This is a genomic window from Neobacillus sp. PS3-34 (assembly GCF_030915465.1).
GTDB lineage: Bacteria > Bacillota > Bacilli > Bacillales > Cytobacillaceae > Neobacillus_A.
This window is the reverse complement of the sequence record NZ_CP133267.1, coordinates 2,565,091-2,585,132: the sequence shown is the minus strand read 5'-3', so window position 1 is coordinate 2,585,132 and position 20,042 is coordinate 2,565,091. Positions and strand designations below refer to the sequence as shown.

At 37.2% G+C, this 20,042-nt stretch carries 24 protein-coding genes and 3 pseudogenes; 6 read left to right on the top strand and 21 right to left on the bottom strand.

Annotated features, from left to right (window positions below; genetic code table 11):
- Positions 1–204: 204 nt before the first annotated feature.
- The 8 genes from RCG23_RS13410 to RCG23_RS13375 all read right to left on the bottom strand — a co-directional run bounded on the left by RCG23_RS13410 (position 205) and on the right by RCG23_RS13375 (position 4,775).
- Entirely contained in the window at positions 205–693 is a 489-nt protein-coding gene (locus tag RCG23_RS13410; RefSeq protein ID WP_308176095.1) for a DUF2716 domain-containing protein, read from the bottom strand.
- Positions 694–902: 209 nt separating this feature from the next.
- On the bottom strand, positions 903–1,499 hold the full coding sequence (locus RCG23_RS13405) for a hypothetical protein (RefSeq protein ID WP_308176094.1): 597 nt from the start codon (positions 1,497–1,499) through the stop codon (positions 903–905).
- A 170-nt stretch (positions 1,500–1,669) separates the two neighbouring features.
- Positions 1,670–2,068: an Imm10 family immunity protein gene (locus RCG23_RS13400; protein ID WP_308176093.1), complete on the bottom strand. Its 399-nt coding sequence runs from the start codon at positions 2,066–2,068 to the stop codon at positions 1,670–1,672.
- Between the two features lie 216 nt (positions 2,069–2,284).
- A complete protein-coding gene (locus RCG23_RS13395; protein ID WP_308176092.1) occupies positions 2,285–2,638 on the bottom strand; it encodes a LysM peptidoglycan-binding domain-containing protein in 354 nt (117 codons plus the stop codon).
- Entirely contained in the window at positions 2,619–3,095 is a 477-nt protein-coding gene (locus RCG23_RS13390) for a LysM peptidoglycan-binding domain-containing protein (RefSeq protein ID WP_308176091.1), read from the bottom strand. The genes RCG23_RS13395 and RCG23_RS13390 overlap by 20 nt, the downstream gene beginning before the upstream one ends.
- Positions 3,096–3,242: 147 nt before the next feature.
- A complete protein-coding gene (locus RCG23_RS13385) occupies positions 3,243–3,584 on the bottom strand; it encodes a YolD-like family protein (protein WP_308176090.1) in 342 nt (113 codons plus the stop codon).
- A gap of 162 nt (positions 3,585–3,746) precedes the next feature.
- Positions 3,747–4,187: a PH domain-containing protein gene (locus tag RCG23_RS13380; protein WP_308176089.1), complete on the bottom strand. Its 441-nt coding sequence runs from the start codon at positions 4,185–4,187 to the stop codon at positions 3,747–3,749.
- A gap of 75 nt (positions 4,188–4,262) precedes the next feature.
- Entirely contained in the window at positions 4,263–4,775 is a 513-nt protein-coding gene (locus RCG23_RS13375; RefSeq protein ID WP_308176088.1) for an LURP-one-related family protein, read from the bottom strand.
- Between the two features lie 299 nt (positions 4,776–5,074).
- Between RCG23_RS13375 and RCG23_RS13370 the strand changes: the two genes are divergently transcribed.
- Positions 5,075–5,623 (top strand): NADPH-dependent FMN reductase, encoded by a 549-nt coding sequence (locus RCG23_RS13370; protein WP_308176087.1) that lies wholly within the window; start codon positions 5,075–5,077, stop codon positions 5,621–5,623.
- A gap of 59 nt (positions 5,624–5,682) precedes the next feature.
- Positions 5,683–5,898, top strand: a complete 216-nt coding sequence (locus RCG23_RS13365) for a DUF6980 family protein (protein ID WP_308176086.1) — start codon at positions 5,683–5,685, stop codon at positions 5,896–5,898.
- Between the two features lie 996 nt (positions 5,899–6,894).
- Here RCG23_RS13365 and RCG23_RS13360 read toward each other — a convergent pair.
- From RCG23_RS13360 to dnaN, 4 genes are all read right to left on the bottom strand, one after another.
- The gene (locus RCG23_RS13360) at positions 6,895–7,491 is read right to left on the bottom strand and encodes a GDYXXLXY domain-containing protein (protein ID WP_308176085.1); all 597 of its coding nucleotides are present in this window, start codon (positions 7,489–7,491) and stop codon (positions 6,895–6,897) included.
- Positions 7,481–7,666, bottom strand: coding sequence for a hypothetical protein (locus tag RCG23_RS13355; protein ID WP_308176084.1), 186 nt, complete (start codon positions 7,664–7,666; stop codon positions 7,481–7,483). Before RCG23_RS13355 ends, RCG23_RS13360 begins: the two co-directional genes overlap by 11 nt.
- Positions 7,663–8,895, bottom strand: a complete 1,233-nt coding sequence (locus RCG23_RS13350) for a DUF2157 domain-containing protein (RefSeq protein ID WP_308180057.1) — start codon at positions 8,893–8,895, stop codon at positions 7,663–7,665. The genes RCG23_RS13355 and RCG23_RS13350 overlap by 4 nt, the downstream gene beginning before the upstream one ends.
- A gap of 97 nt (positions 8,896–8,992) precedes the next feature.
- Positions 8,993–10,123, bottom strand: a complete 1,131-nt coding sequence (gene dnaN, locus RCG23_RS13345) for a DNA polymerase III subunit beta (protein WP_308176083.1) — start codon at positions 10,121–10,123, stop codon at positions 8,993–8,995.
- Between the two features lie 286 nt (positions 10,124–10,409).
- Here dnaN and RCG23_RS13340 point away from each other — a divergent pair, with 286 nt between their 5' ends.
- Positions 10,410–10,586, top strand: coding sequence for a hypothetical protein (locus RCG23_RS13340; RefSeq protein ID WP_308176082.1), 177 nt, complete (start codon positions 10,410–10,412; stop codon positions 10,584–10,586).
- Between the two features lie 312 nt (positions 10,587–10,898).
- On the opposite strand, the gene RCG23_RS13335 is transcribed toward RCG23_RS13340, so the two are convergent.
- The 4 genes and pseudogenes from RCG23_RS13335 to RCG23_RS13320 all read right to left on the bottom strand — a co-directional run bounded on the left by RCG23_RS13335 (position 10,899) and on the right by RCG23_RS13320 (position 12,608).
- Positions 10,899–11,033 (bottom strand): BA3454 family stress response protein, encoded by a 135-nt coding sequence (locus RCG23_RS13335; protein ID WP_308176081.1) that lies wholly within the window; start codon positions 11,031–11,033, stop codon positions 10,899–10,901.
- Between the two features lie 88 nt (positions 11,034–11,121).
- Positions 11,122–11,518 (bottom strand): annotated as a pseudogene (spxA, locus tag RCG23_RS13330) (transcriptional regulator SpxA).
- A gap of 150 nt (positions 11,519–11,668) precedes the next feature.
- Positions 11,669–12,067, bottom strand: coding sequence for an IDEAL domain-containing protein (locus tag RCG23_RS13325; RefSeq protein ID WP_308176080.1), 399 nt, complete (start codon positions 12,065–12,067; stop codon positions 11,669–11,671).
- A gap of 112 nt (positions 12,068–12,179) precedes the next feature.
- Positions 12,180–12,608 (bottom strand): RrF2 family transcriptional regulator, encoded by a 429-nt coding sequence (locus tag RCG23_RS13320; RefSeq protein WP_308176079.1) that lies wholly within the window; start codon positions 12,606–12,608, stop codon positions 12,180–12,182.
- Between the two features lie 511 nt (positions 12,609–13,119).
- Between RCG23_RS13320 and RCG23_RS13315 the strand changes: the two are divergent.
- Positions 13,120–13,287: pseudogene (locus tag RCG23_RS13315) on the top strand (Ig-like domain-containing protein); the annotation flags it as partial.
- A 385-nt stretch (positions 13,288–13,672) separates the two neighbouring features.
- Here the strand turns inward: RCG23_RS13315 and RCG23_RS13310 are convergent.
- Positions 13,673–14,340 (bottom strand): annotated as a pseudogene (locus tag RCG23_RS13310) (Type 1 glutamine amidotransferase-like domain-containing protein).
- 752 nt (positions 14,341–15,092) lie between these two features.
- Between RCG23_RS13310 and RCG23_RS13305 the strand changes: the two are divergent.
- On the top strand, positions 15,093–15,473 hold the full coding sequence (locus RCG23_RS13305) for a DUF3888 domain-containing protein (protein ID WP_308176078.1): 381 nt from the start codon (positions 15,093–15,095) through the stop codon (positions 15,471–15,473).
- A 155-nt stretch (positions 15,474–15,628) separates the two neighbouring features.
- On the opposite strand, the gene RCG23_RS13300 is transcribed toward RCG23_RS13305, so the two are convergent.
- Entirely contained in the window at positions 15,629–16,045 is a 417-nt protein-coding gene (locus tag RCG23_RS13300; protein WP_308176077.1) for a VOC family protein, read from the bottom strand.
- Between the two features lie 215 nt (positions 16,046–16,260).
- Here RCG23_RS13300 and RCG23_RS13295 point away from each other — a divergent pair, with 215 nt between their 5' ends.
- On the top strand, positions 16,261–16,443 hold the full coding sequence (locus RCG23_RS13295) for a hypothetical protein (protein ID WP_308176076.1): 183 nt from the start codon (positions 16,261–16,263) through the stop codon (positions 16,441–16,443).
- A gap of 141 nt (positions 16,444–16,584) precedes the next feature.
- Here the strand turns inward: RCG23_RS13295 and RCG23_RS13290 are convergent, their stop codons facing one another.
- From RCG23_RS13290 to RCG23_RS13280, 3 genes are all read right to left on the bottom strand, one after another.
- Complete coding sequence (locus RCG23_RS13290) at positions 16,585–16,992, bottom strand: NUDIX hydrolase (RefSeq protein WP_308176075.1); 408 nt, start codon at positions 16,990–16,992, stop codon at positions 16,585–16,587.
- Between the two features lie 1,114 nt (positions 16,993–18,106).
- On the bottom strand, positions 18,107–19,522 hold the full coding sequence (locus RCG23_RS13285; RefSeq protein ID WP_308176074.1) for a M3 family metallopeptidase: 1,416 nt from the start codon (positions 19,520–19,522) through the stop codon (positions 18,107–18,109).
- The gene (locus tag RCG23_RS13280) at positions 19,486–19,932 is read right to left on the bottom strand and encodes a gluzincin family metallopeptidase (protein WP_308176073.1); all 447 of its coding nucleotides are present in this window, start codon (positions 19,930–19,932) and stop codon (positions 19,486–19,488) included. Before RCG23_RS13280 ends, RCG23_RS13285 begins: the two co-directional genes overlap by 37 nt.
- Positions 19,933–20,042 lie beyond the last annotated feature (110 nt).

Below are 20,042 nucleotides of genomic sequence, written 5' to 3'. Positions count from 1 at the left end.
ACTCCATCTAATCTTCTGACTGTACTTTTTTGTTTTCTTTTAATATCGGCAAGTTCCTTAAATTGTAAAGATAACTATATTCCTGATTCGCACTTATACAAGATGGACCGTTTCTTTCTTATACCACGTGTTCCGTTAATCGTAAAAGAAAAAAGATTGCAATACCACCCTATTACATCTCAAATGAATCTTTTAAGTTTTAAATTAACCTTGGCACAATATCTTTTGAAACATTATCGGTTTATGCTTTTCAAAACCCTTTATAAGCTCTTTTCCAAAAATAGTGATTGTTCTTTCCCAAGGGTGTCCTAATAATCCCCATTCAAAATCCCTATGAATAAAAAAGTAATAGTCGCCGTTTGGAAAAATAGGTACTGTCCACTCATCAAACTCATCTTTTGGAAATTCTAAATACGGGTTTATCCAATAACCTGGATGCTGCCAATCTAACGCATACATGTATTCATTCTTTTTGATAAGCTCTCGAAAAGCAAGTAGTGACTTTTCCTCTAAGTCTTTATAAACAAAATCTCCAGACCAATTTAAATTTGAGGATACATCATAAATAATAAAAGGCTTTGGCACTTCAAAAGATGGAAAGACTGACATACTTGGTTTAAATTTAAATTGGCCATATACCCTATCCCATACCTCTTTATAATCTAATGCAGATAATTCAATCCAATTTTCCATTTGAATAGCCACCCTTTACGATGCTTTTATCTCATTTAATGTTGAACTATCCTGTTTCATTAGTAAAAAAAGCTACATCAATGACAGCCACTTTCCACTTAAACCATTTTTGTTTTCACCTATGTTCTTTTCTAAATCAAAGATAGTCCAACAGTTTTCCGCCCACTATATATTAGTTGTCATTTAAGAAATTCTTTTTGAGTCACTGATTATCTAATCTCTTTTACCAAATCATATAGTTGGGTTAATGGAAGTAATGTTTCACCTTCTGCATCTAAAATGTCCCCGAAATTTATATAACCCAACTTGGTCATTACATTAAATTCACCCAAACAACTATCAAGTAATAGAAACAAAGTCCCCTGCATTTCTGCTTCGTAGTTCTCCAGGAACAAGTTTACATTAATAAAATTGCTGTCTGCAGTATAATCATAAGTAAATAATACTGTGTCCTCCGAAATCCTAAATCCATTAAAGTTTATTTCGATTCCTTCCATTCGTTGACGGAAAGCTGTTATTTTCCAATTTTTTAGTTTTGGTGCTATATTTACAAGTTTTAATACATACGGAATTAATTCTCTCATTCCATCCGCACTTATAATTAGTTCCTTTACACCATCTATATCTGGTTCTACTTGAAACTCAAATACCAACTCTTTATGGATTTTTTGAAGTTGTACATGTAAAATGTCAAACAGCTCTTCTTTGTCCTCTTCTGACATTTGGTAAAATTGATCTGAATTTTCTTGAAACCATTTCCAAAATTTTTGTTCTGGAGTAATCCAATTGAAGAGACCTTTTATCATTAATCTTTCCCCTTTTGTTAAGGAATCCAAAATTTAAATGAGTGCTTTATTAAAATATCTTCTCTTAATTTAAAAGCTCTATTAAACTTTCCTATTAATTTCCGCTCAAGGCCCTCCAATCAACATAGTATCTAAATCAACACTGAGATTTAACATAGCCAATTTAAAAATCACAGTTTACTTTTAAATATGACTTTATAATCTTGAAACATTATGGTTAAGTTTTTTTCTAAAGTTAATATCGTTTCATTTTTTTTATCGAAAGATACACATATTGATTTTCCCGTTTGTAGTTGCCTTGCTGTATGATCATCAAGTTCTATTTCAATACAGTCATTGTTTAACTCTACATTTAATATTCCTCCGTAGGTTGAATGGATTTGATCATTGTATTCGATGTGAATCTCATCCAATCCTAGCTCCTTATCTTGCTCACCAGGTGCTAATGATTTTTGTAAAAGTATGTATTCCTTCGTATTGAACTCGGCATCAGCAAATCCAATCATTAGAATATTTGTATCACGATCAACATCGGGATATAAAAAGTTTGCACGAAACAGATTTTGCATTCTCAAGTTTCCTCATTTTCCTGTTTTATCCTAATATTCTATCTAAGTATGTCAAACTCCTTGTTCAATAAAACGACCCATTTAGAATTAGAAAAAGACTACATTGTTCACTAACAGGGCAGTTACGCGAACAAAAAAACCTTGCTTCCTTATAAGAAGCAAAGCTTTCCTTTATTTGAATAAACAAAAGGCTGCCAAAGCAGCCTATATACATGATTAGAATACAGAGATTACGGCTCCATTTTTATGGATAACCGTTACTTTTTGTCCCGATTTTTTCTGATAGTCGGAAGCCGATCCATATGGCACTTCTAAAACGAGTGGTTTACCTCGTTGTTCGAATTCTACAGTAAAGCTGTCTGCTGCACCAACCACTTCAACTTCTGAAATCTCTGCTGCACCTGGTATTATCAACCGTTGCCCAATAAGAACCATTTCCTTTTTAAGCCCATTTTCATTAGCCAGATTTTCCACCGTTACCCCAAATCGTTTGGCAATTCCCCATAAAGTATCTCCTGAAACAACGGTGTACTTTTCTTCCTCGCCATAGTTAGATGTTTCCAAAGGCACTTACTATTTTCTGCCCTATATTAATTCGATCAGACTGAATATTATTTATCTTTTTCAATTTTTCTAAAGTGATTCCGTACTTTTTTGCGAGTAAAAAAAGGCTATCTCCCTTTTGGACAGTATATTGGTTCGTAATTTCTTCTGATTTTGGCACCATTGTTTTACCTTGTTCAGGTAGCACAAGCCGCTGCCCCACAACAATTTTTTCTGATGTTAAGGCGTTTGTTTCTTTTAGCTGATCTATACTTACTTGATACTTTTTAGAAAGGCTGTATAGAGTATCCCTCTTTTTCACCGTGTAATCCTTACCATAAGCCGCTGCCTTACCATTCAGTAACACAAGTGCTGAAATTGTTCCCGCAATCGTGACAGCAGCCATTTTTTTATTGCGTGCTCTCACTTTTTGCTTGCGTACTTCCGCTATTCTTTGTTTTCTCTTTAATGAAATAGCTTTCAATGTTGTACTCCCCCATAAACCTCTAATAAAATTTGACTCCTTTAAAGAGTTTCGAGGTCGCAAAGCATTTTTTGACTGTAAATTAATAATATTCCTGTACAGGGATATTTTTCTTGACTTTATAAAGAAAGGCAGTTGAAATATGTGCTATTCTCCTATCACTTGTACACCTACAACATCACTAAATCTTACCTTTTTCATTTCTCCATCTTCATCCTCTAAATAAATCACCTTATTGAATTCATCGAGCCGGTGCAAAAAGCCTATATATTCATTAACAAATCCATCAACCCATACCTTCAATTTCACTTGGTTAGCAAACTCCATCGCCAAAAGGATTTTCTCCTCAAATTCTTCAATTTGGTATTCATCTAATATAGGCTTACTCACCTTTAAGTCCTCTCTTCTTGCCTCTCGAATCATTTTCATTTGTTCCGGCATGAAAAAAGCTGACTGCCACTTCATTTTACCGCGATCGCGTATCCCCATTAGAATCCCCCCTTTCAAGCCTTTCTTTTATTATAGAACACTTGTTCGTGAAATATGCAAAAAAAATAACCATTCCTGCTATTAAGGAAGGTTACGAAATAAAGTCTATAAGGGATGCGGAATTGTCCGCCCATTGTTTTGTTCCATATTTAGAATTTGTATCTATTCTTGTATTGTTACATTAGGACAGCGTTGCTTTATTTCAGAAATGAACCGTTCAATTTCCATAGGGGAAATCTTAACGCTTCCTAAAGTGGCTGATTTATAAAAGATTTCAAAACTCTCTTTTGATGATAAAAGCCGATAACCTGTGAGGATTTCTTTTGCGGGTGAAATTCTCGTTATTTCTTCGTAGGGTATTCGACTTCTAAACGGTCCTCCTCTTACGAACAAGTGGTCCTGATAGAAAATGTACTTAATCGAAAAAGCTGACCACAAAATTAAACCAACTGAAATAATAAAAATAAAAAAAACAATCATCATCGTGAGTGGGGTAACTTCTTCATCAAGGAATAAAGGGATAAGTGTCACAGCACTTATTAATAAAATAATAATAGAAATAAATGTTTTAAAATAGGTGTCTATTTTTGAACGAAAAACCATTGAATTTCACCTCCTTTTGACTAAGACATTGCTAATTTCCTTACTATTAATTGCCATTAACTTAGACATTCAAATCTATTGGGCACCATTATTTCTAGCTGCCCTTGCTGCCTTTTGAATTGCATTTACGCCCATGACGACTGCTATTAACTCATACACATTGATACCTTCATCCATGCTGGTTAACTGAAATGCAGGTGAAGCGAAGAATCCGCTGATTTTCTCAAAGCGACCAATCTCACTTTCGTTCTCATTAAAAACGACATAAAGATTAGAAAAGGCTTCAGACTCGATTTGATATGAACGATTTTCATGGGTCCGATACTCATATTTTTTTGAAAAAAAAGCAAATTTCCCTTTCAGTTTTCCTATTTCTTCCCCCGAAGAATTAGAAATGACCCAGCTACGACTAAAAAAAGGAAACTTTCCACTTACAATGGTCTCGCCATTAAGATTAAGGACATCCAGGCCAGCAGAGAACGCACTTTTCAAGTCAATCTCCCCAACCTTTTCTTTTGAATCATTATATATATCCGTTCGACCCGCTGAAAAAAAGTTATCAGAAACATATAATGTTTGTTTATCCATTTAATTACCACCTCTTTATTTCATACGAATTTGATAATAAGAAGTTACATACTATTTAGGCTCAGTTAATAATTTTTGTTGATATGCTTGTTAAACGAACGGGGCAGGTGTGAGAGAAGGATATTTGAAAAATGAGTTAAAACAATATATTGTTGATATATCAACGTTTTTTAGACAACGACATCCAGTGAAGGCAAACGGCTTTTAAAGTTTTGTTGCGCCCCATTAAACCGTGATTACAGGGATAAGTGCTGATCCGGAACAAAAAGGATTAACAATACTCTAGGAGGTAAAAAATAATGAACATTGTTACTATCGTAGGAAGTCTAAGAAAAGAGTCTTATAATATGCACCTGGCTAAAACAATGCAAGAACGTTACAAAGGTAAAATGAATATTGAAATTGCAGACATCCGTTCTTTGCCTCATTTTGACCAGGACGAAGAAAACAATCCAACAGAGGATGTAAAGAAATTCAAGGAGTCAATCGCAAATTCAGATGGGGTTATCATTATTACACCAGAATACAATTGGTCTATTCCTGGCGTTTTAAAGAACGCTTTAGATTGGGCTTCTAGGGTTGATAAGGTTTTCATTGGTAAACCAGTAATGGCTCTAGGCGTGACACCTGGAATGCTCGGAACCGTACGTGCTCAAATGCATTTGCGAGAAATTCTAGCAGCTCCTGGTATTCAGGCTAAGATTCTTCCACCCGGTGGAAATGAGGTACTGATTGGTTTTGCTAATCAGAAGTTTGATGAACAAACAGGTCAGCTGGCTGATGAAGGGACACTTAGTTTCCTAGATAGTAAAGTAGATGCGTTTTTCGATTTTGTAAAATCGGTCTGAACTGCTGTTACTATCCTTTTTCTTATTTGACGGGTGCTTGACTACAAAGGAGAAATCTAATGAAAAATCATTGCTGCCGAACGATGACACGACAGGTTAATAATCAATGCGAAGAACACTCGAATCCTTTCGAATGCCCTGATAAATTGATCAATTACACTGAACAGTATGATGAATATGGGCTAATAATTCATAATGGCGGAACATCGAGTTTGACTATAAACTATTGCCCTTGGTGTGGAACTAAATTGCCAGATTCGAAAAGAGATTCATAGTACACACTTGAACAATTAGATTAGATGAATGGTACAGAAACAATGAATGACTGTGATAAAGCAGTCATTTTTTCTTTTTGTTTCAAAACCTAATTCTAACTATCCTTATAAAATATTTTCCTCTTCTAAAATTTGCATGATTAAGAGGTTCATAGACTGGGAATACTATGACCAAGAACAAAAATTCAAAGAGGTGATTATTTTGAGGAAGAATAACATATCATTATCCGAGTTTACTAAAGAAGAAGGTTTTGAATTAAACGGCTATATTTCTCAACTATTTGAACAAGCATCAACAGAAGATAACAAAGAAAAAAGCTAATCAGGGCATGCTGGTTAGCTTTTTTTTCATTTTGGCTCTTATTGTAACCTTTGTTGCTTCTGTAATAATTTGTGCCCACTTAGAGGCTACTCAAGGTAAGTTTGGGTGAAAACAAAGGTCTCGAATTCAAATTAGTAGCTAATTCAGACAGGTTTGATTAAATCCAGGGCATTCGTGTCCGAATCAGGGGTCTATTCAGACAGGTTTAATCAAATCAAAGGCATTCGTGTCCGAATCAAGGGTCTATTCAGACAGGTTTGATCAAATCCAGGGCATTCGTGTCCGAATCAAGGGTCTATTCAGACAGGTTTGATTAAATTAAGGGCATCCGTGTCCGAATCAGCGGTCTATTCGGACAGATTTGATCAAATCTAGGGTATTCGAGTCCGAATCAAGGGTCTATTCAGACAGGTTTGATCAAATCTAGGGTATTCGAGTCCGAATCAGGGGTCTATTCGGACAGGTTTGATCAAATCCAGGGCATTCGTGTCCGAATCAGGGGTCTATTCGGACAGGTTTGATTAAATTAAGGGCTTTCGTGTCCGAATCAGCGGTCTATTCAGACAGGTTTAATCAAATCAAGGGCTTTCGTGTCCGAATCAGCGGTCTATTCAGACAGGTTTGATCAAATCAATGGGATTCAAGTCCGAATCCACCGGCTTTTCGGAAATTTCTTATTTATTTTCCACTGAGACACTTTTGATAATCGGGTAGCCGTGATAGACACCAACCTTGGCAAGGAGTTTTCCTTTCCTCGATTGTTCTTCCAAGACTTTACCCGTGTTTTCTTCCACATAGTAACGGTCAAGCGGTAGCTCTATCCGCACTTTTCCGTCACGATAACTTGAAGTTAGCAACGTACCTTTCAGATAAACGCCTGAACTTGGTTCCTCTTCGTGGACGCTGACCACTTCATCAATTCCGTTATTTTTTCCAAGAGTCAGATAAACGGTTGGTTCAGCAATTCTTAGCGACTTTCCGAGATATTGTGCATATTCATCATCATCCTGCTTGGTAATCTTAAAGTGCTTTTTCAAATGGCTATCAAAGAGCTTAACTGGAACTGATTCCGCTTCAAAGTTCAAATCCTCATAATCACCATACAATAAATCCCTCGGGTCATAAGGTTCTGTCCGCAGGGTAACCTCGACACCGTAATGAGTTGCCACTAACGGTTTGAAGGTCAAACTGAGTAGAATCGCCACAGGAACAAGAAGAACAAGTAGAAAATATTTTTTGCTCCGCATAGGCTGTGCCTTTTTATTTTCCATCTTTCCTGTCCCCCTTCTTCCGACTCTTTTCAAACCAAATGCCCAACCCAATTAGAAGGATTCCACCGATTAAGAAGGCAATCGATTTACTCTGGAACATGAAGGATAAATCGACGTAGTATCGGAAGATGATGATACTGACCAACACGGTACCAAGGATGTTCTCTTTCTTCACCAAAAAAGGCCGTAGATACCATACAGGATTCCGAATGCTACTGATAATCCGCTCTGAGTCCCCCTATCTTGAAGGATTCCCCATTCGCTTGGGAAGGTCAGGGAAAATCCTGTTAAGAACTGTAAGGACATCCCGAGAATCTTCATTGGGAGTTGATAGTCTGGATGTTGGCGGTAGGTCATCAACATCCCAAGAGCAAAGAACCCGAGGAGCATCAACGTATAATGGTGAACACCGAAGTAATCCAGCGTTAGTATAACCGCTTCGATTCCCATGAGGAAGTTGACAACAAACAGAATGACCGATTTATTCAAATACCGATGTCCCGCATAGAACAGGATTGGGACAAGGGCAATATAGACAATTGGGAAACCATGACCGTCTTTTACCCTGACCGCAAACTCCCACTGGATGTACTCGTACAGCACCGCTATGTTGATCCATAAGAGATATTGTGCCGGTTTCATCACCTTGTACCAAAAAATGAATAGAAGTGGAATGATAGCAAGCATGAGGTATCCAAAATAATCATGATTCATAAAGTATTCCAACTGGATATACAGATACACAAGCGCTAAACTCGACATCTTGATGGATGTATCTTTGATGTAGAATCCTAACCCCAACAATGGCACCACAATGACCAAGAGATAAATAAAACGGTGGTCATCGTTTAAGAACTTCGTCAGGACGAATAATTCAATCAATCCAAATCCTGCGTATTTCACTACCTTGTCCTTTAGGTAATATGCAAGCGGGATGACTCCTATCCCCCATGCTAAAAACAGGTTCTCCGTATTCCCGCCCAAGTGGAATAACTGCCCGATATAGACAATCTCCCCTCCAAAAGCGAAGGCACCGATATAGTACAAGGCTCTGGATAATTTCGGACTCCTCGTTTCCTGCCAACGTCCCGCCACAAAGAACAAGATGAATGTAATGAGTAAGATGAGGTATTTTGTAAGTGGTGACCATCCTGACCAATTGCTTGCGACAAAACTCAGGATTCCTAATCCTATCAAAACCGCTCCGATGATTAAAAGAATCTGAATGGCATTCATAGACCGTTTAGGTGAAGAGGGAACCACAACAGCCTCCCGTATTTGATAATGAGTCAATAAGCGGTCTGCCTGTCCTTTCTCCAAGGAGCCGACTTCTTCTAGATGATTGAATTCCTGTTTGAGGAAACGATAGCCCGTTTCATTCACTGTTCTTTTCAGTATAATCACTCCCTTCAACTGTCTTACATCTTTTCGCTTCCAAGCCCGCTAATCCCTGTTTTAAAAGATATTTTCTTTATCCATAAATCATAAGTAGCAGGTCTTTTTAATATGACCTCACAGGTGAAATAAGATGAAGATAAGATGAATTATCAATAGGTTCAATTAAGACTGGTCTCATTGAACCACCAAAACTTAATCTTATCTCTTCTTCTTTTATTACTTTTAAGGCATCCATTAAAAAACTTCCATCAAGTGAAATACTTAAATGGGTTTCACCATTAATCACTTTAATACTTTGTTGTTCTTCTATTTTTCCTATTTCTGATGAGTTAGAAGAAATTCGGATTTTAGTACCATCCTGGATTTCGAGATGTACATTGTTATTTTTCCATTCACTTGCAAAAAGACAAGCCCTATCGATACCCTTTAATAGTTGATTGGTGTTGAGAGTAATGATTGTCTTCGAATCATTTGGCAATAATCCTGAAATGTTAGGATAATTACCTTCAATTAACCTTGAAAAAAGAGAGATGGTTGTTGATTTAAATACTATATATCTGTCTGTTACAAAAATATCTATTACACCAGATTCATTAGCAATTAACTTAGTAAGCTCATTTAGGGCTGTACTTGGAACAATGAATGAACCATTTACATTTGATTGTATTTCAAGTTCTCTTAACGCTAAGCGATGGGAATTTGTTGCAACACAAGTAAGATGGTTTTCCTTGAATAACATATTTACTCCTGTCAGGACAGGTCTAGACTCACTCTTGGAAACTGCAAACGCAGTTTGTTTAATCATTTCTATTAATTCGATACTGGGAATTTTAATGCACTTAGCTTCGTCAATTTGGGGAAGACGTGGGTACTCTTCAGAATTAAATCCGTAAAGGTGGGTTACTATTTCATCAGATTGAATTGTAACTAATAATTGTCCGTTTACCTTTAAATGTATTTTATCTGGCAGCTTTTTAACAATTTCACTTAAATACTTAGCAGATATAACTACACTACCTGTATCATAAACTTCCAATACATTTACCCCATCAATCGTTAATGGAATAACTTTTTCAATTACAATATCAGAGTTGCTTCCGACAAGAATTAAGCGATCATTATTTGCAATTATCTTAATACCTGACAAGATTGGAAAAGGAGTTTTTATAGACACAGCTTTACTTACATCTGAAATTGCTTTATTAAAACATTCATTGTTTATTATAAATTCCATAATAAGGTTCACTCCATTTTAATTGTTAGAGAACCTAATTCGACAAAATCCCTAAATCACCTGTTTCTTGCCCTTTAGTCTAATAAAAAAGGGCAATACTTCTTCTTGAAGTAATGCACCATTTTATTAAGCTCTTTTAGCAAGGATTGTTGTTTTGGGACAAATTCTACTATTAGAGTTTGTTCCGAAATCCTCTTATTCGGACTTGATTGCCCTTGATTTGATCAACCCTGTCCGAATAAGGTAAAAGAAATGGTCTTCATAAGGGGAATGAAGACCGAAACGCATGTCTAAGGTTGAAGAAATGGTCTTCATAAGGGAGATCATGGGCAAAATCCTATCAAAAAAGATACCAAAAGGAGCAATGAAGACCGAAATCCCTGCCTTGGAAGCAGAAAACGGTCTTCATAAGGTTGATGAAGACCGGAACGCATGTCTAAAGTGGAAGAAATGGTCATCATAAGCGAGATAAAGGCCAAACCCCTCTGATTCGGACTCGAGTACCATTGAATACACCAGTATTAGTTTTGAGTGGTATCTAAGTGAGCAAAATTATTACAGAAACAACAAAGTTTACGATAAGAGCCTTAGTCTAAAATAAAAAAGTGCAATACTCCTTCTTGAAGTAATGCACCATTTTATTAAGTTGCCTATCGTCAGTATACTAGGCAGCTAATATGAAGTTGTCTTTTACTTCGAATTCGAGATATCCATGTAAAAGAAAGGGGCTTTTGGTTGTTGTTTTCATCGATACTAAGCTTAAGAATCTTTTTGTTTAAACACCCCATTGTTTTATGACTTGTTCTTTTGCTATAAGGTTAATTTTTTCACGGCTCATATCTTTATTAACAATGACATTGGTGTGATAATTTTTATTTTTATACTTAACTGTAACGAACACTTCAATCATGGTTTTTTCGTCTCCTTTCAAAAAATATTAAAATCGTTTCGCTCTAAAATAAGCTACTTTTAAATAGAAGTTGATCTAGAAAATCATCTTAATTGGCTACTTTTTGTCGTTCGATACTCAGAAATGTACGAAGGCTGCGTGGTAGAAAACTGCGAATTTCTTCTTCGTTATATCCAATCTGCAATCTTTTTTCGTCCTGGATAATACGCACGGCGTAACATTTTAGGATTGTTAATTATGAGTTTATAAAATTCAAGAAGTGAAAGAGATTCAATGTTTACATTTAGTTCTTGAAAAGTTTTTGAATTAGTCGAAATAATCTCATCTGTTCCCTCTTCTGTCATGAGAAGTATAGATTTAATCTCATTTTCTGTAAGGGGTTCAGTTAATATATTTCTTTCAATATAGTCGATGTGATTTTCCTCGAGCCAGGCCTTTGCTTTTCGGCAAGAAGTACAGCTTGGTGACGTATATAGATTTACCATAATCAAACACACTCCCTAAAAAATTTTTACAACTTCAATATATCTTGAACTGTACGAGATATTTGAATTGAATTCCTTGTTTATCTATAAACGTTATTTCTTAATATATTGCCTTAAGGTCATTTTCATATTCATTGTAATTCACGAGGGTTAACCTCTTTCATTTTTACTCTCTTGATCCAGTATTTTTTTTCCTTTAAGCGAGTGAACCGTTTTAGTTAAGGGATTCTGACTAGAATTGATCCTTAGGGATTTCAATATCTCAGTTAATTCCATGAACCATTCTTTATCTTTAATTAACAAAGCTAAATCAATCATGCTCTTAACCTCCTCTTCCGTTTTAAAAACAGGAGGCGTTAATCTTTCAACCTTGTTTAATAGTTCAATTGTTTTCCCAATGGTATTAACATTATCACTGGCTACTACGGTTACTTTAACTGTCCCCTGCGAAGGATTGACAGTTTCAATGTAACCATGTACCAGCTCTCCATGTTTTGATTCCCCTTTTACCCAGTCACCTATTTCTAAATTAACCTTTTCATTTTTCAATATTATTCACCGCCCATTAAATGTTATAAAAAAATGTACAGTTTAGTGTCTATCCCACTCATTTAAATGTTACAAAAAAATATACAGTTAAGTTTCAAGAAAATATATGGTTTTACAGGTTCTCTTCGAGATTTTTAATTCTCGCGAGGACACCGCTTATCGTTATTTGATTTAAATATGATTGAAGATGCAGCTCTGCTTCATTAAAAATTTGGTCCATAACACCCTGGGTATTGGAAGAAATTACACAAGCTTGTTCAGGATCACCAGTACACCAGTGAGGTTTGAGTGAGCCAGAAGAAATCGTCAAATATATTTGAGACAAAGTTGTTTTTTCAGGATCACAGCTCAAAATATACCCTCCGCCGATACCTTCTTTTGTCTTTACATAACCATTTTTTCGCAAGGTACTCATGACCTTCCGAACTCTAGCTGGATTAGTACAAACATTTTCCGCAATTGTTTCACTATTTGCCATATGGCCAGGCAGGTTAGCTAATAAAACCAAACTATGCGAAGCAATTACAAAATCACTGTTCATTTTCTATTCAATTCCTTCCCAGCAGAAGCGTACTGTAAATTTAATATATACAGTTCAATAAGTCAACTGTAAGTTCTTGGTGGAATTGAAAAATAAAATTTATAAATCCTAACTTTCGAAGATACACTACTTCCCATGAATCAGACGGCCATCACTAAAATTTGCTTTTATACTCAATGAGCGAAGTTACGTTTGTCCTTAGATAATAATTTTTAGAATTTTCATCCGTTCATCTTCCAATAAACGTAGTGGTATCTTACTATTACCACATTAAGGACTATTTATAATTTTAATACTTATCCTGCTTTATAGACTAAGAGCTGTTTTAAACCAATTACAAGTTTAGGAGATTCTATGAAATTAAAACCGACAATGCCGATTCTATCTGTTTTTGGTGGACAATATAGTCCGGCAGCAGCCCAAGAACTAGTAAAAAGTCAGGTTGGTAGTAAGACACATCCGTCTGTGGTAACACCACCACCTACTGAGCCGACACTAGGCTGGCTCGACTGTTATTGTGAAAGATGGCAGCAAAGAAATTGGTACAGCAACAACCGAAAAAGATGGAAAGTTCAGTGTGAAAATTCCTAAGCAAAAAGTAAAAGTCATATTAACTGTTATTGTGAAGAATAAAAGTGGCAATGAAATTGTCCCTGTAAAGGTAACGGTAAAGAAATAGAGTTGTTATGAGGCTGTCCTTTTGGGACAGTCTTTCTTTCGAATAGATTAACTCAAATATTATAGTAGATGAACCTGCTTACCTTCGGAAATCCAACAAATAAAATATTTATCATTTTGCCTATTTTTGGGATTAATATTTTTGTCAAAATATATTAAAAGAATCAGAGGATATTACTATCTTGTTGAACTAATGATAAGCATATCTACCTTAAGAAAGAATCTAAACAAGCCAAAAACATACAAGTTTTTATAAATAACTTGTTATTTTTGGCTTTTACTCCCTTACAGATAAAAAAACCTCATTCACTTGTGATACGGTTCACCGTAGTTATTTAAGAGCCAAAAGAGGCATTGGTAATTTTGATATGTTTAGCGGCGGAGAATCAGGGCGAAAACAGTTTCCAATGCCCTTCGGATACAACTTCGACCTCTCCGTCGATCACTTTGATGGCCGTTTGATCGTCAATCGCATAAGCCGGACCCTGCATCTCTGCAGCCCATCTCTTTGCGTCAGCCATGGTGTTTTTCGGCAGCATCTCGTGATCCACGTGCGGAAAGATTGAAAAATCAACCAGCCCCAGCGTTTCATCGCCACCCCCTGGTGGAGTCCAGCCAACGAAGTATTCACCAATGTTAGGTGCCATCACCATGCTCCCAGCACTCATTCCCACATAGACTGCGTGCAGCGACGGCAAGAGGTCCGCCAATCCGGATTGCCGCATCCAGTGGCACAGGTAGAGAGCGTCGCCGCCCGACACCAGCAGGACGTCCGTCTCCCGGACCAGCGGCACCCAGCGGTCTTCGTCGATGCTTGGCAGCGCTGTGAGCTCCAGCACGCCGACGGACTTCCAACCCAGGTCGACCATGGGATTCTCGGAATTCCCGCTGATGAACTGCCAGGTTTTGACGCCGGGCCGACCCAGGGGTGTCCGTACATCGCGGTGGGGATGCACAGGGTGTTGGAGTCGGCGATTGGCTTGTCCAGCATGTCAACCAGCGCGTCGTGTATGCTTTTGTTATTGATGCCTGCAGATGTGAGCAGAAATTTCATAACTTCAACTCCTTGTCGTTGTGTGGTACTGCAAAATTTTTCATATATCTAAGACAGCAGCCCTTTGATTTTACTAACTTTATATTTATATAACTTACCACCCCCTTAAGAATCGTGTATTTTGAGTTTACGAAAAACAAAAACATAACCTAAAAAGGAGGCAAGCTATAAGCATGATTAATTCAATTCTTGTTCAATATATTATCTACCTAACAGATATTATAAAGTACTACTAACCTTACTTCTCGGTAATAACCTGCTTAAGAACCTCTCTGATGAACCAGTTAAGAAGGAATATTAGAAGCTTCACGAATCCTCCTGGATTGAAACACCCGATGGTTTAATAAGCAGCAGTTAAACTCATCCCTCGGTGTCATCTTTTTGAGCTGAAACCAAAATACTTAAACCTCGTTTTTCACTATAATCCCACATTTTCACCCAGGGGAAAGTTTTAGGAGGTAGATAAAATGTTCTTTCTTCCAATGGATTGATTACATTCATGTCACATTTGATACCACTTACTTCAGTTCCAGGATGAATACTAACTTTTCTTCCTGTATCATTAAAGAATTTGAACTTCCTATTGAATAATCCCTTAATAAAAAATGATATTGAGATTTTTCTTAAATAGGCTACTTGCAGATTTATTCAACAAAAAAGACATTTCTCCTTCTTAAAGAAATGCACCCATTAGCTTAATAAGAATTTCTTTAATTGCTGATAATAAGAGAAACCTCAAATGGAGAATTCTAATGAAAAAAAGCCTTTTAATATTGATTGCCTTCTTAACTCTTTTCTCTTATTCTCCCGTCCAAGCAGAAACCGTAACTAATAATGATGTACAGTTGCGTGATGACTTGATCTACATTTTGCTTACTCCTTTAATTAACAAAGAAATTGAGAAACATTACGGCAAACCTAAGCAGTTTTATAACAAAAAGATTCTCCAAATCAAGAAGCTGGAACAAGGCAGCTACTACTTTGATGTAACACTTCAGGTAACGACATTTGAAGGAGCCCACAATCCCCCTAATGATTTAGTCACCATCACTTTCAGTAATCATCGTTTCCCAGGTTGGCGGGCGATTGATTTCAAAAGCAGAAGGTTAAAACCAAACGAAGATCAATACTGACATCCTTTGTAAAAGGGTTGTCTTTTTTTGTTCTTCTACTAACCTCCCTCTTTACTTGAATAAGAAAATGGCTTCACTCCATATTGAAGTAAAGCACCAGTCTAGTTAAGTACCTTTATTTTGCTTTTTTGTTTTAACACCGGAGTGTCTGGCGTTCAGCCTTTTTGCATTTTGCTCATATCCATGTACAACATGTTCCACCTATGACCGTCCAGATCAGCAAAACCGCAGCCGTACATCCAGCCACCCTTTTCGCCTGGCTTGCTGAATACAGTGCCACCCGCACGTTCGGCTTTCAAGGCGAGCTCATCAACTTCATCCCTGGAGTTCGCACCCAGAGAGAATAACACTTCAGTACCCTGCCGCGAATCCGCAACCGTATTCCCCGTAAAACCGCGGAACGCCGTTTCCGGGAAGAGCATCAAAACAACGTGATTGTCGCCGACGATCAAGCTGAAAGAGCCATCTTGACTCGTATACTGCTCATTCAACCGGAAACCGAGCTGCGTATAAAACGCCTTTGCCCGTTCTGGTTCTCGCACCGGCAGGTTCAACCATAATTCTCTCGACACACCTAACAACCTCCTAATATAAAGTTGCAGCGAACACTTACCCCCTATAAATTCAATGCTTATTATAATCTTTCCTTCTTGTTTGGAAATAAAATCCTTATACAACTATCTTGGCTTTCTTATCCACATTATGTTCGAGCTGTAACATACAAAATAACCTTTCCTTAACTTTCTGTTTACTGTAAAATATTGTTAATAACAGACGGAGGTTTTTTATGGGTAAATATATTTCAATTGCAATCCTATTTATGATTGGTAGTGTTGTTTTACTTTTTTTAATTTCTTCGGTATTTAATGATGGAACAGGGGCTATTTCAATAGGTTTTGTCCTAATTTTTTTGTTTTCTATTATCATCACTCTATTAATAAGGATTGGTGATATATTAAAGAAAAAGTAAACTGTTTCCTTGTTACGCAATTTTGGTCAAATAAACGTTAAAGAAGTGTAATTGTTATTTCCTAAAATAGTGATAGAAACTATCCTGATAACCAAGAGCCAATAGTCCAAAGCGTGAACTAAAAAGCTCAATAGATTATAATTAAAATTCAATACAAAAAGGATGAAGTGTTTCGTTTAAACAATACTCAATTCTTTGTCTGAAATTTTTCCAAGTTACCATTTCTAAAGCTATTTCAATTGGAAAGAAACCTACTTCCAAACTCTCTGGAGAAGTAGTTAGCTCACCTCCGATTGGTTTTCCCAAAAACAATGTGTTACATATAGATCCACTTACATTTTGATAAATTCCACAAAATTTTATAACTTCAATTTCGATACCACTTTCTTCTTTTGTTTCCCTAATTGCAGCGTCCTTCAAAGATTCTCCTTCTTCAACCTGTCCACCAGGCATTTCCCATCCTCTTTGAGGACCTTTAATCAATAAAATTTCTTTTTGCTCATTAAGTACGATAGTTGCGGCTGAAACAATATGTTTAGGAGTTGGCATATTTTGACCTCACATTAATATAGATTACCTAATTAACTCGTTACGGATTCACTTCAGAGGTGCAAAAACACACAGCATTTCACAAAGGAAATTCACCTAGTAAATGCAATGCTTATTCGGACAGACAAAGCCGAAATGTACCTCCGATTGTCCGAATGCGAGACTTATTCGGACAGGACAAGCCGATTAGTAACTCCGATTGTCCGAATGCTAGGCTTATTCGGACAGAACACACCGATTAGTAACTCCGATTGTCCGAATGCAGGGCTTATTCAGACAGGACAAGCCCATAATTGACTCCGATTGTGCGAATGCAGGGGTTATTCGGACACGACAAGCCAATTAGTAACTCCGATTGTCCGAATGCAGGGCTTATTCAGACAGGACAAAGCCGATAAGTAACTCCGATTGTCCGAATGCAGGACTTATTCGGACAGGACAAGCCGATTAGTAACTCCGATTGTCCGAATGCAAGGCTTATTCGGACACGACAAGCCGATAATTGTCTCCGATTGTCCGAATGAAGGGGTTATTCGGACACGACAAGCCGATAATTGTCTCCGATTGTCCGAATGCGAGGCTTATTCGGACACGACAAGCTGATAAGTAACTCCGATTGTCCGAATGCAAGGCTTATTCGGACACGACAAGCCGATTAGTAACTCCGATTGTCCGAATGCAGGGCTTATTCAGACAGGACAAAGCCGATAAGTAATTCCGATTGTCCGAATGCAAGGCTTATTCGGACACGACAAGCCGATTAGTAACTCCGATTGTCCGAATGCAGGGCTTATTCAGACAGGACAAAGCCGATAAGTAATTCCGATTGTCCGAATGCAGGGCTTATTCGGACACGACAAGCCGATTAGTAACTCCGATTGTCCGAATGCAGGGCTTATTCAGACAGGACAAAGCCGATAAGTAATTCCGATTGTCCGAATGCAGGGCTTATTCGGACACGACAAGCCGATTAGTAACTCCGATTGTCCGAATGCAGGGCTTATTCAGACAGGACAAGGTGATAGTCATTTAATTACTTATCTTTATTTTCATGGTTGTTGAAGTAGAAAAAGAAATTTAATAGTACAAGAACCATCCCCATGGCTCTGACCAATTAAAAACTATTTTCCAACTCATCAACAATGTTTCCGACATGAGCGATTGCTTGTTTTATGACGTCTGTTGTTGACATATCGAGTCCTGCCATCTTAAATAAGTCGAAGCCATTCATGGTTCCTCCACGCTTCAGCACATCTGTCCATTGTTCACCCACTGATAATCCTTCCTTTTGGATTCGTTTAGCGATTACAGTGGATGCTGATGTACCAATTGAATAGGTAAAAGGATAAAGGCCCATATAATAATGAGGCTGCCGCATCCATGTTAGCTTTGCCCCTTCATCAATTACGACGGTGTCTCCCCAGAATTCTGATAAAATAGTTCCTTTTGTGTTACTAATAACGGTTGTCGTTAAAGGAATCTTCTGATCGGCCATTTTGTATAGTCTTCTTAACAATTCAGCCTCTAAAATATGCGTCACACAATTATGATGGTAGCTCATCATCGAATACATATTTAACCAGCGGTGTAATCGAGGATCATCCCTATTTTCCCGCAAGTATTGTACAATTAAATGTTCGATTAATGTAGACGGTGCCTCGACAAATAATAATGATTGCCCATTGTTTATGAATCGTTGATTTTGAGCAGAAAGCGTGTAATGGATCGCGTGCCCAAGCTCGTGTCCGAGGAGAAGCACATCAAATAGATTTCCACCCCATGGGTAAAATGAATATCCATGGACACCATGAACGCCTCCGCCGAAGGCGATCATTCTTCGTCCCACATTATCGCCTCTATATACCCATCTTTCCTTAAACACCTTTCTCATTAATTCCTGATATTCAGAACCTAGTGGCCCAACAGCTTCAACAATGATTTCTCCTGCTTCCTTATAACTAATAGGCGGATCAAAATCAGGGTCTAATGGTGCTTTAACATCTGAGAAAAGCAGTTCATCTAAACCAAGCTGGCGTTTTCTTAGTCGTGCATATCTTTGCATATGGGGTGAAAGTTCTTGCTGAAACGTATCTAATACATCTTCAAAATATTGTGGAGAAACGCCATCCCCTGCATAAAAGTGATTGTTTGCCGGGGAATCATATTGAAGCAAATAATCCATCGTCGTTGGATAGTTACGCAGTTTTGCAATCGATACATTGTTATGTATTTCACTGGATAAAGTTTGGGCTAAGCCATGTTGATATTTCTTCAAACCATTTGATAGGGACTGATACGCATTTCTTCGCAGCTCTGTATCAGGTGATGTTTCAATTTGAGTCATATACATGAAAAGAGAAACAGGAACCTCTTTTCCATTTATATCTTTAACCGGTTCAAATTTTAAGTCAGAGGCAGTAATAGTTAAATAGATGGAATTAGGTGTATTTAGCGTTTGGCTTAAAGAAGCCAATAAATCTTCCATCTCTGGGCTTAATGAATGATCGCGAATCGCCTCAATTTTTTCCATAAATCGATGATAGGTTTGCGCACCTTCTCCTCTTCCATGTACTTTTTCAATACCCCTTTAGGTAATTGTAGAAAACGATTGACTATCATTGTACTGATATTATAGGTTTTTTTCGCTAGAGTCTGCGAACGTCCCTTCATCTTTTGATTATCAGAGTCTGTGCCATCTTCCGAATATTTGTAGAAAGCGTAACTAGATGTTCGACTGAATTTTTCCATTAAGCGGTCGTATCTATGAAGTAATTCAAGAATACTTTTTCCACTATCTAAGTGAACTGTGCCATGAAGAATCTCATTCAAATCCTGATCAACTTGAATGTAGGACATTTCCCATTCTTCATCAGAAGCAAAAATATGTGTTAGATCCCATGTCTCTTCAAGCGGCACATCTTTACGGGTAATTAAACTCATGTTAAAAACTCCTTTTTGTAATATGACATAATTTTCTGATAATATAATTTTTATGATAAATTAGTAGTAGGTAATTGTCATAATTATGAATAGTTCACTAAGAATATCTT

What these genes read in the sequence shown, in the direction of transcription:
- RCG23_RS13410 (WP_308176095.1), bottom strand. Translation starts at nt 693, where the DNA reads ATGGAAAATTGGATTGAATTATCTGCATTAGATTATAAAGAGGTATGG.
- RCG23_RS13405 (WP_308176094.1), bottom strand. Translation starts at nt 1,499, where the DNA reads ATGATAAAAGGTCTCTTCAATTGGATTACTCCAGAACAAAAATTTTGG.
- RCG23_RS13400 (WP_308176093.1), bottom strand. Translation starts at nt 2,068, where the DNA reads ATGCAAAATCTGTTTCGTGCAAACTTTTTATATCCCGATGTTGATCGT.
- RCG23_RS13385 (WP_308176090.1), bottom strand. Translation starts at nt 3,584, where the DNA reads ATGGGGATACGCGATCGCGGTAAAATGAAGTGGCAGTCAGCTTTTTTC.
- RCG23_RS13380 (WP_308176089.1), bottom strand. Translation starts at nt 4,187, where the DNA reads ATGGTTTTTCGTTCAAAAATAGACACCTATTTTAAAACATTTATTTCT.
- RCG23_RS13375 (WP_308176088.1), bottom strand. Translation starts at nt 4,775, where the DNA reads ATGGATAAACAAACATTATATGTTTCTGATAACTTTTTTTCAGCGGGT.
- RCG23_RS13370 (WP_308176087.1), top strand. Translation starts at nt 5,075, where the DNA reads ATGAACATTGTTACTATCGTAGGAAGTCTAAGAAAAGAGTCTTATAAT.
- RCG23_RS13365 (WP_308176086.1), top strand. Translation starts at nt 5,683, where the DNA reads ATGAAAAATCATTGCTGCCGAACGATGACACGACAGGTTAATAATCAA.
- RCG23_RS13360 (WP_308176085.1), bottom strand. Translation starts at nt 7,491, where the DNA reads ATGGAAAATAAAAAGGCACAGCCTATGCGGAGCAAAAAATATTTTCTA.
- dnaN (WP_308176083.1), bottom strand. Translation starts at nt 10,123, where the DNA reads ATGGAATTTATAATAAACAATGAATGTTTTAATAAAGCAATTTCAGAT.
- RCG23_RS13340 (WP_308176082.1), top strand. Translation starts at nt 10,410, where the DNA reads ATGTCTAAGGTTGAAGAAATGGTCTTCATAAGGGAGATCATGGGCAAA.
- RCG23_RS13335 (WP_308176081.1), bottom strand. Translation starts at nt 11,033, where the DNA reads ATGATTGAAGTGTTCGTTACAGTTAAGTATAAAAATAAAAATTATCAC.
- RCG23_RS13320 (WP_308176079.1), bottom strand. Translation starts at nt 12,608, where the DNA reads ATGAACAGTGATTTTGTAATTGCTTCGCATAGTTTGGTTTTATTAGCT.
- RCG23_RS13305 (WP_308176078.1), top strand. Translation starts at nt 15,093, where the DNA reads ATGAAAAAAAGCCTTTTAATATTGATTGCCTTCTTAACTCTTTTCTCT.
- RCG23_RS13295 (WP_308176076.1), top strand. Translation starts at nt 16,261, where the DNA reads ATGGGTAAATATATTTCAATTGCAATCCTATTTATGATTGGTAGTGTT.
- RCG23_RS13290 (WP_308176075.1), bottom strand. Translation starts at nt 16,992, where the DNA reads ATGCCAACTCCTAAACATATTGTTTCAGCCGCAACTATCGTACTTAAT.
- RCG23_RS13285 (WP_308176074.1), bottom strand. Translation starts at nt 19,522, where the DNA reads ATGGAAAAAATTGAGGCGATTCGCGATCATTCATTAAGCCCAGAGATG.
- RCG23_RS13280 (WP_308176073.1), bottom strand. Translation starts at nt 19,932, where the DNA reads ATGAGTTTAATTACCCGTAAAGATGTGCCGCTTGAAGAGACATGGGAT.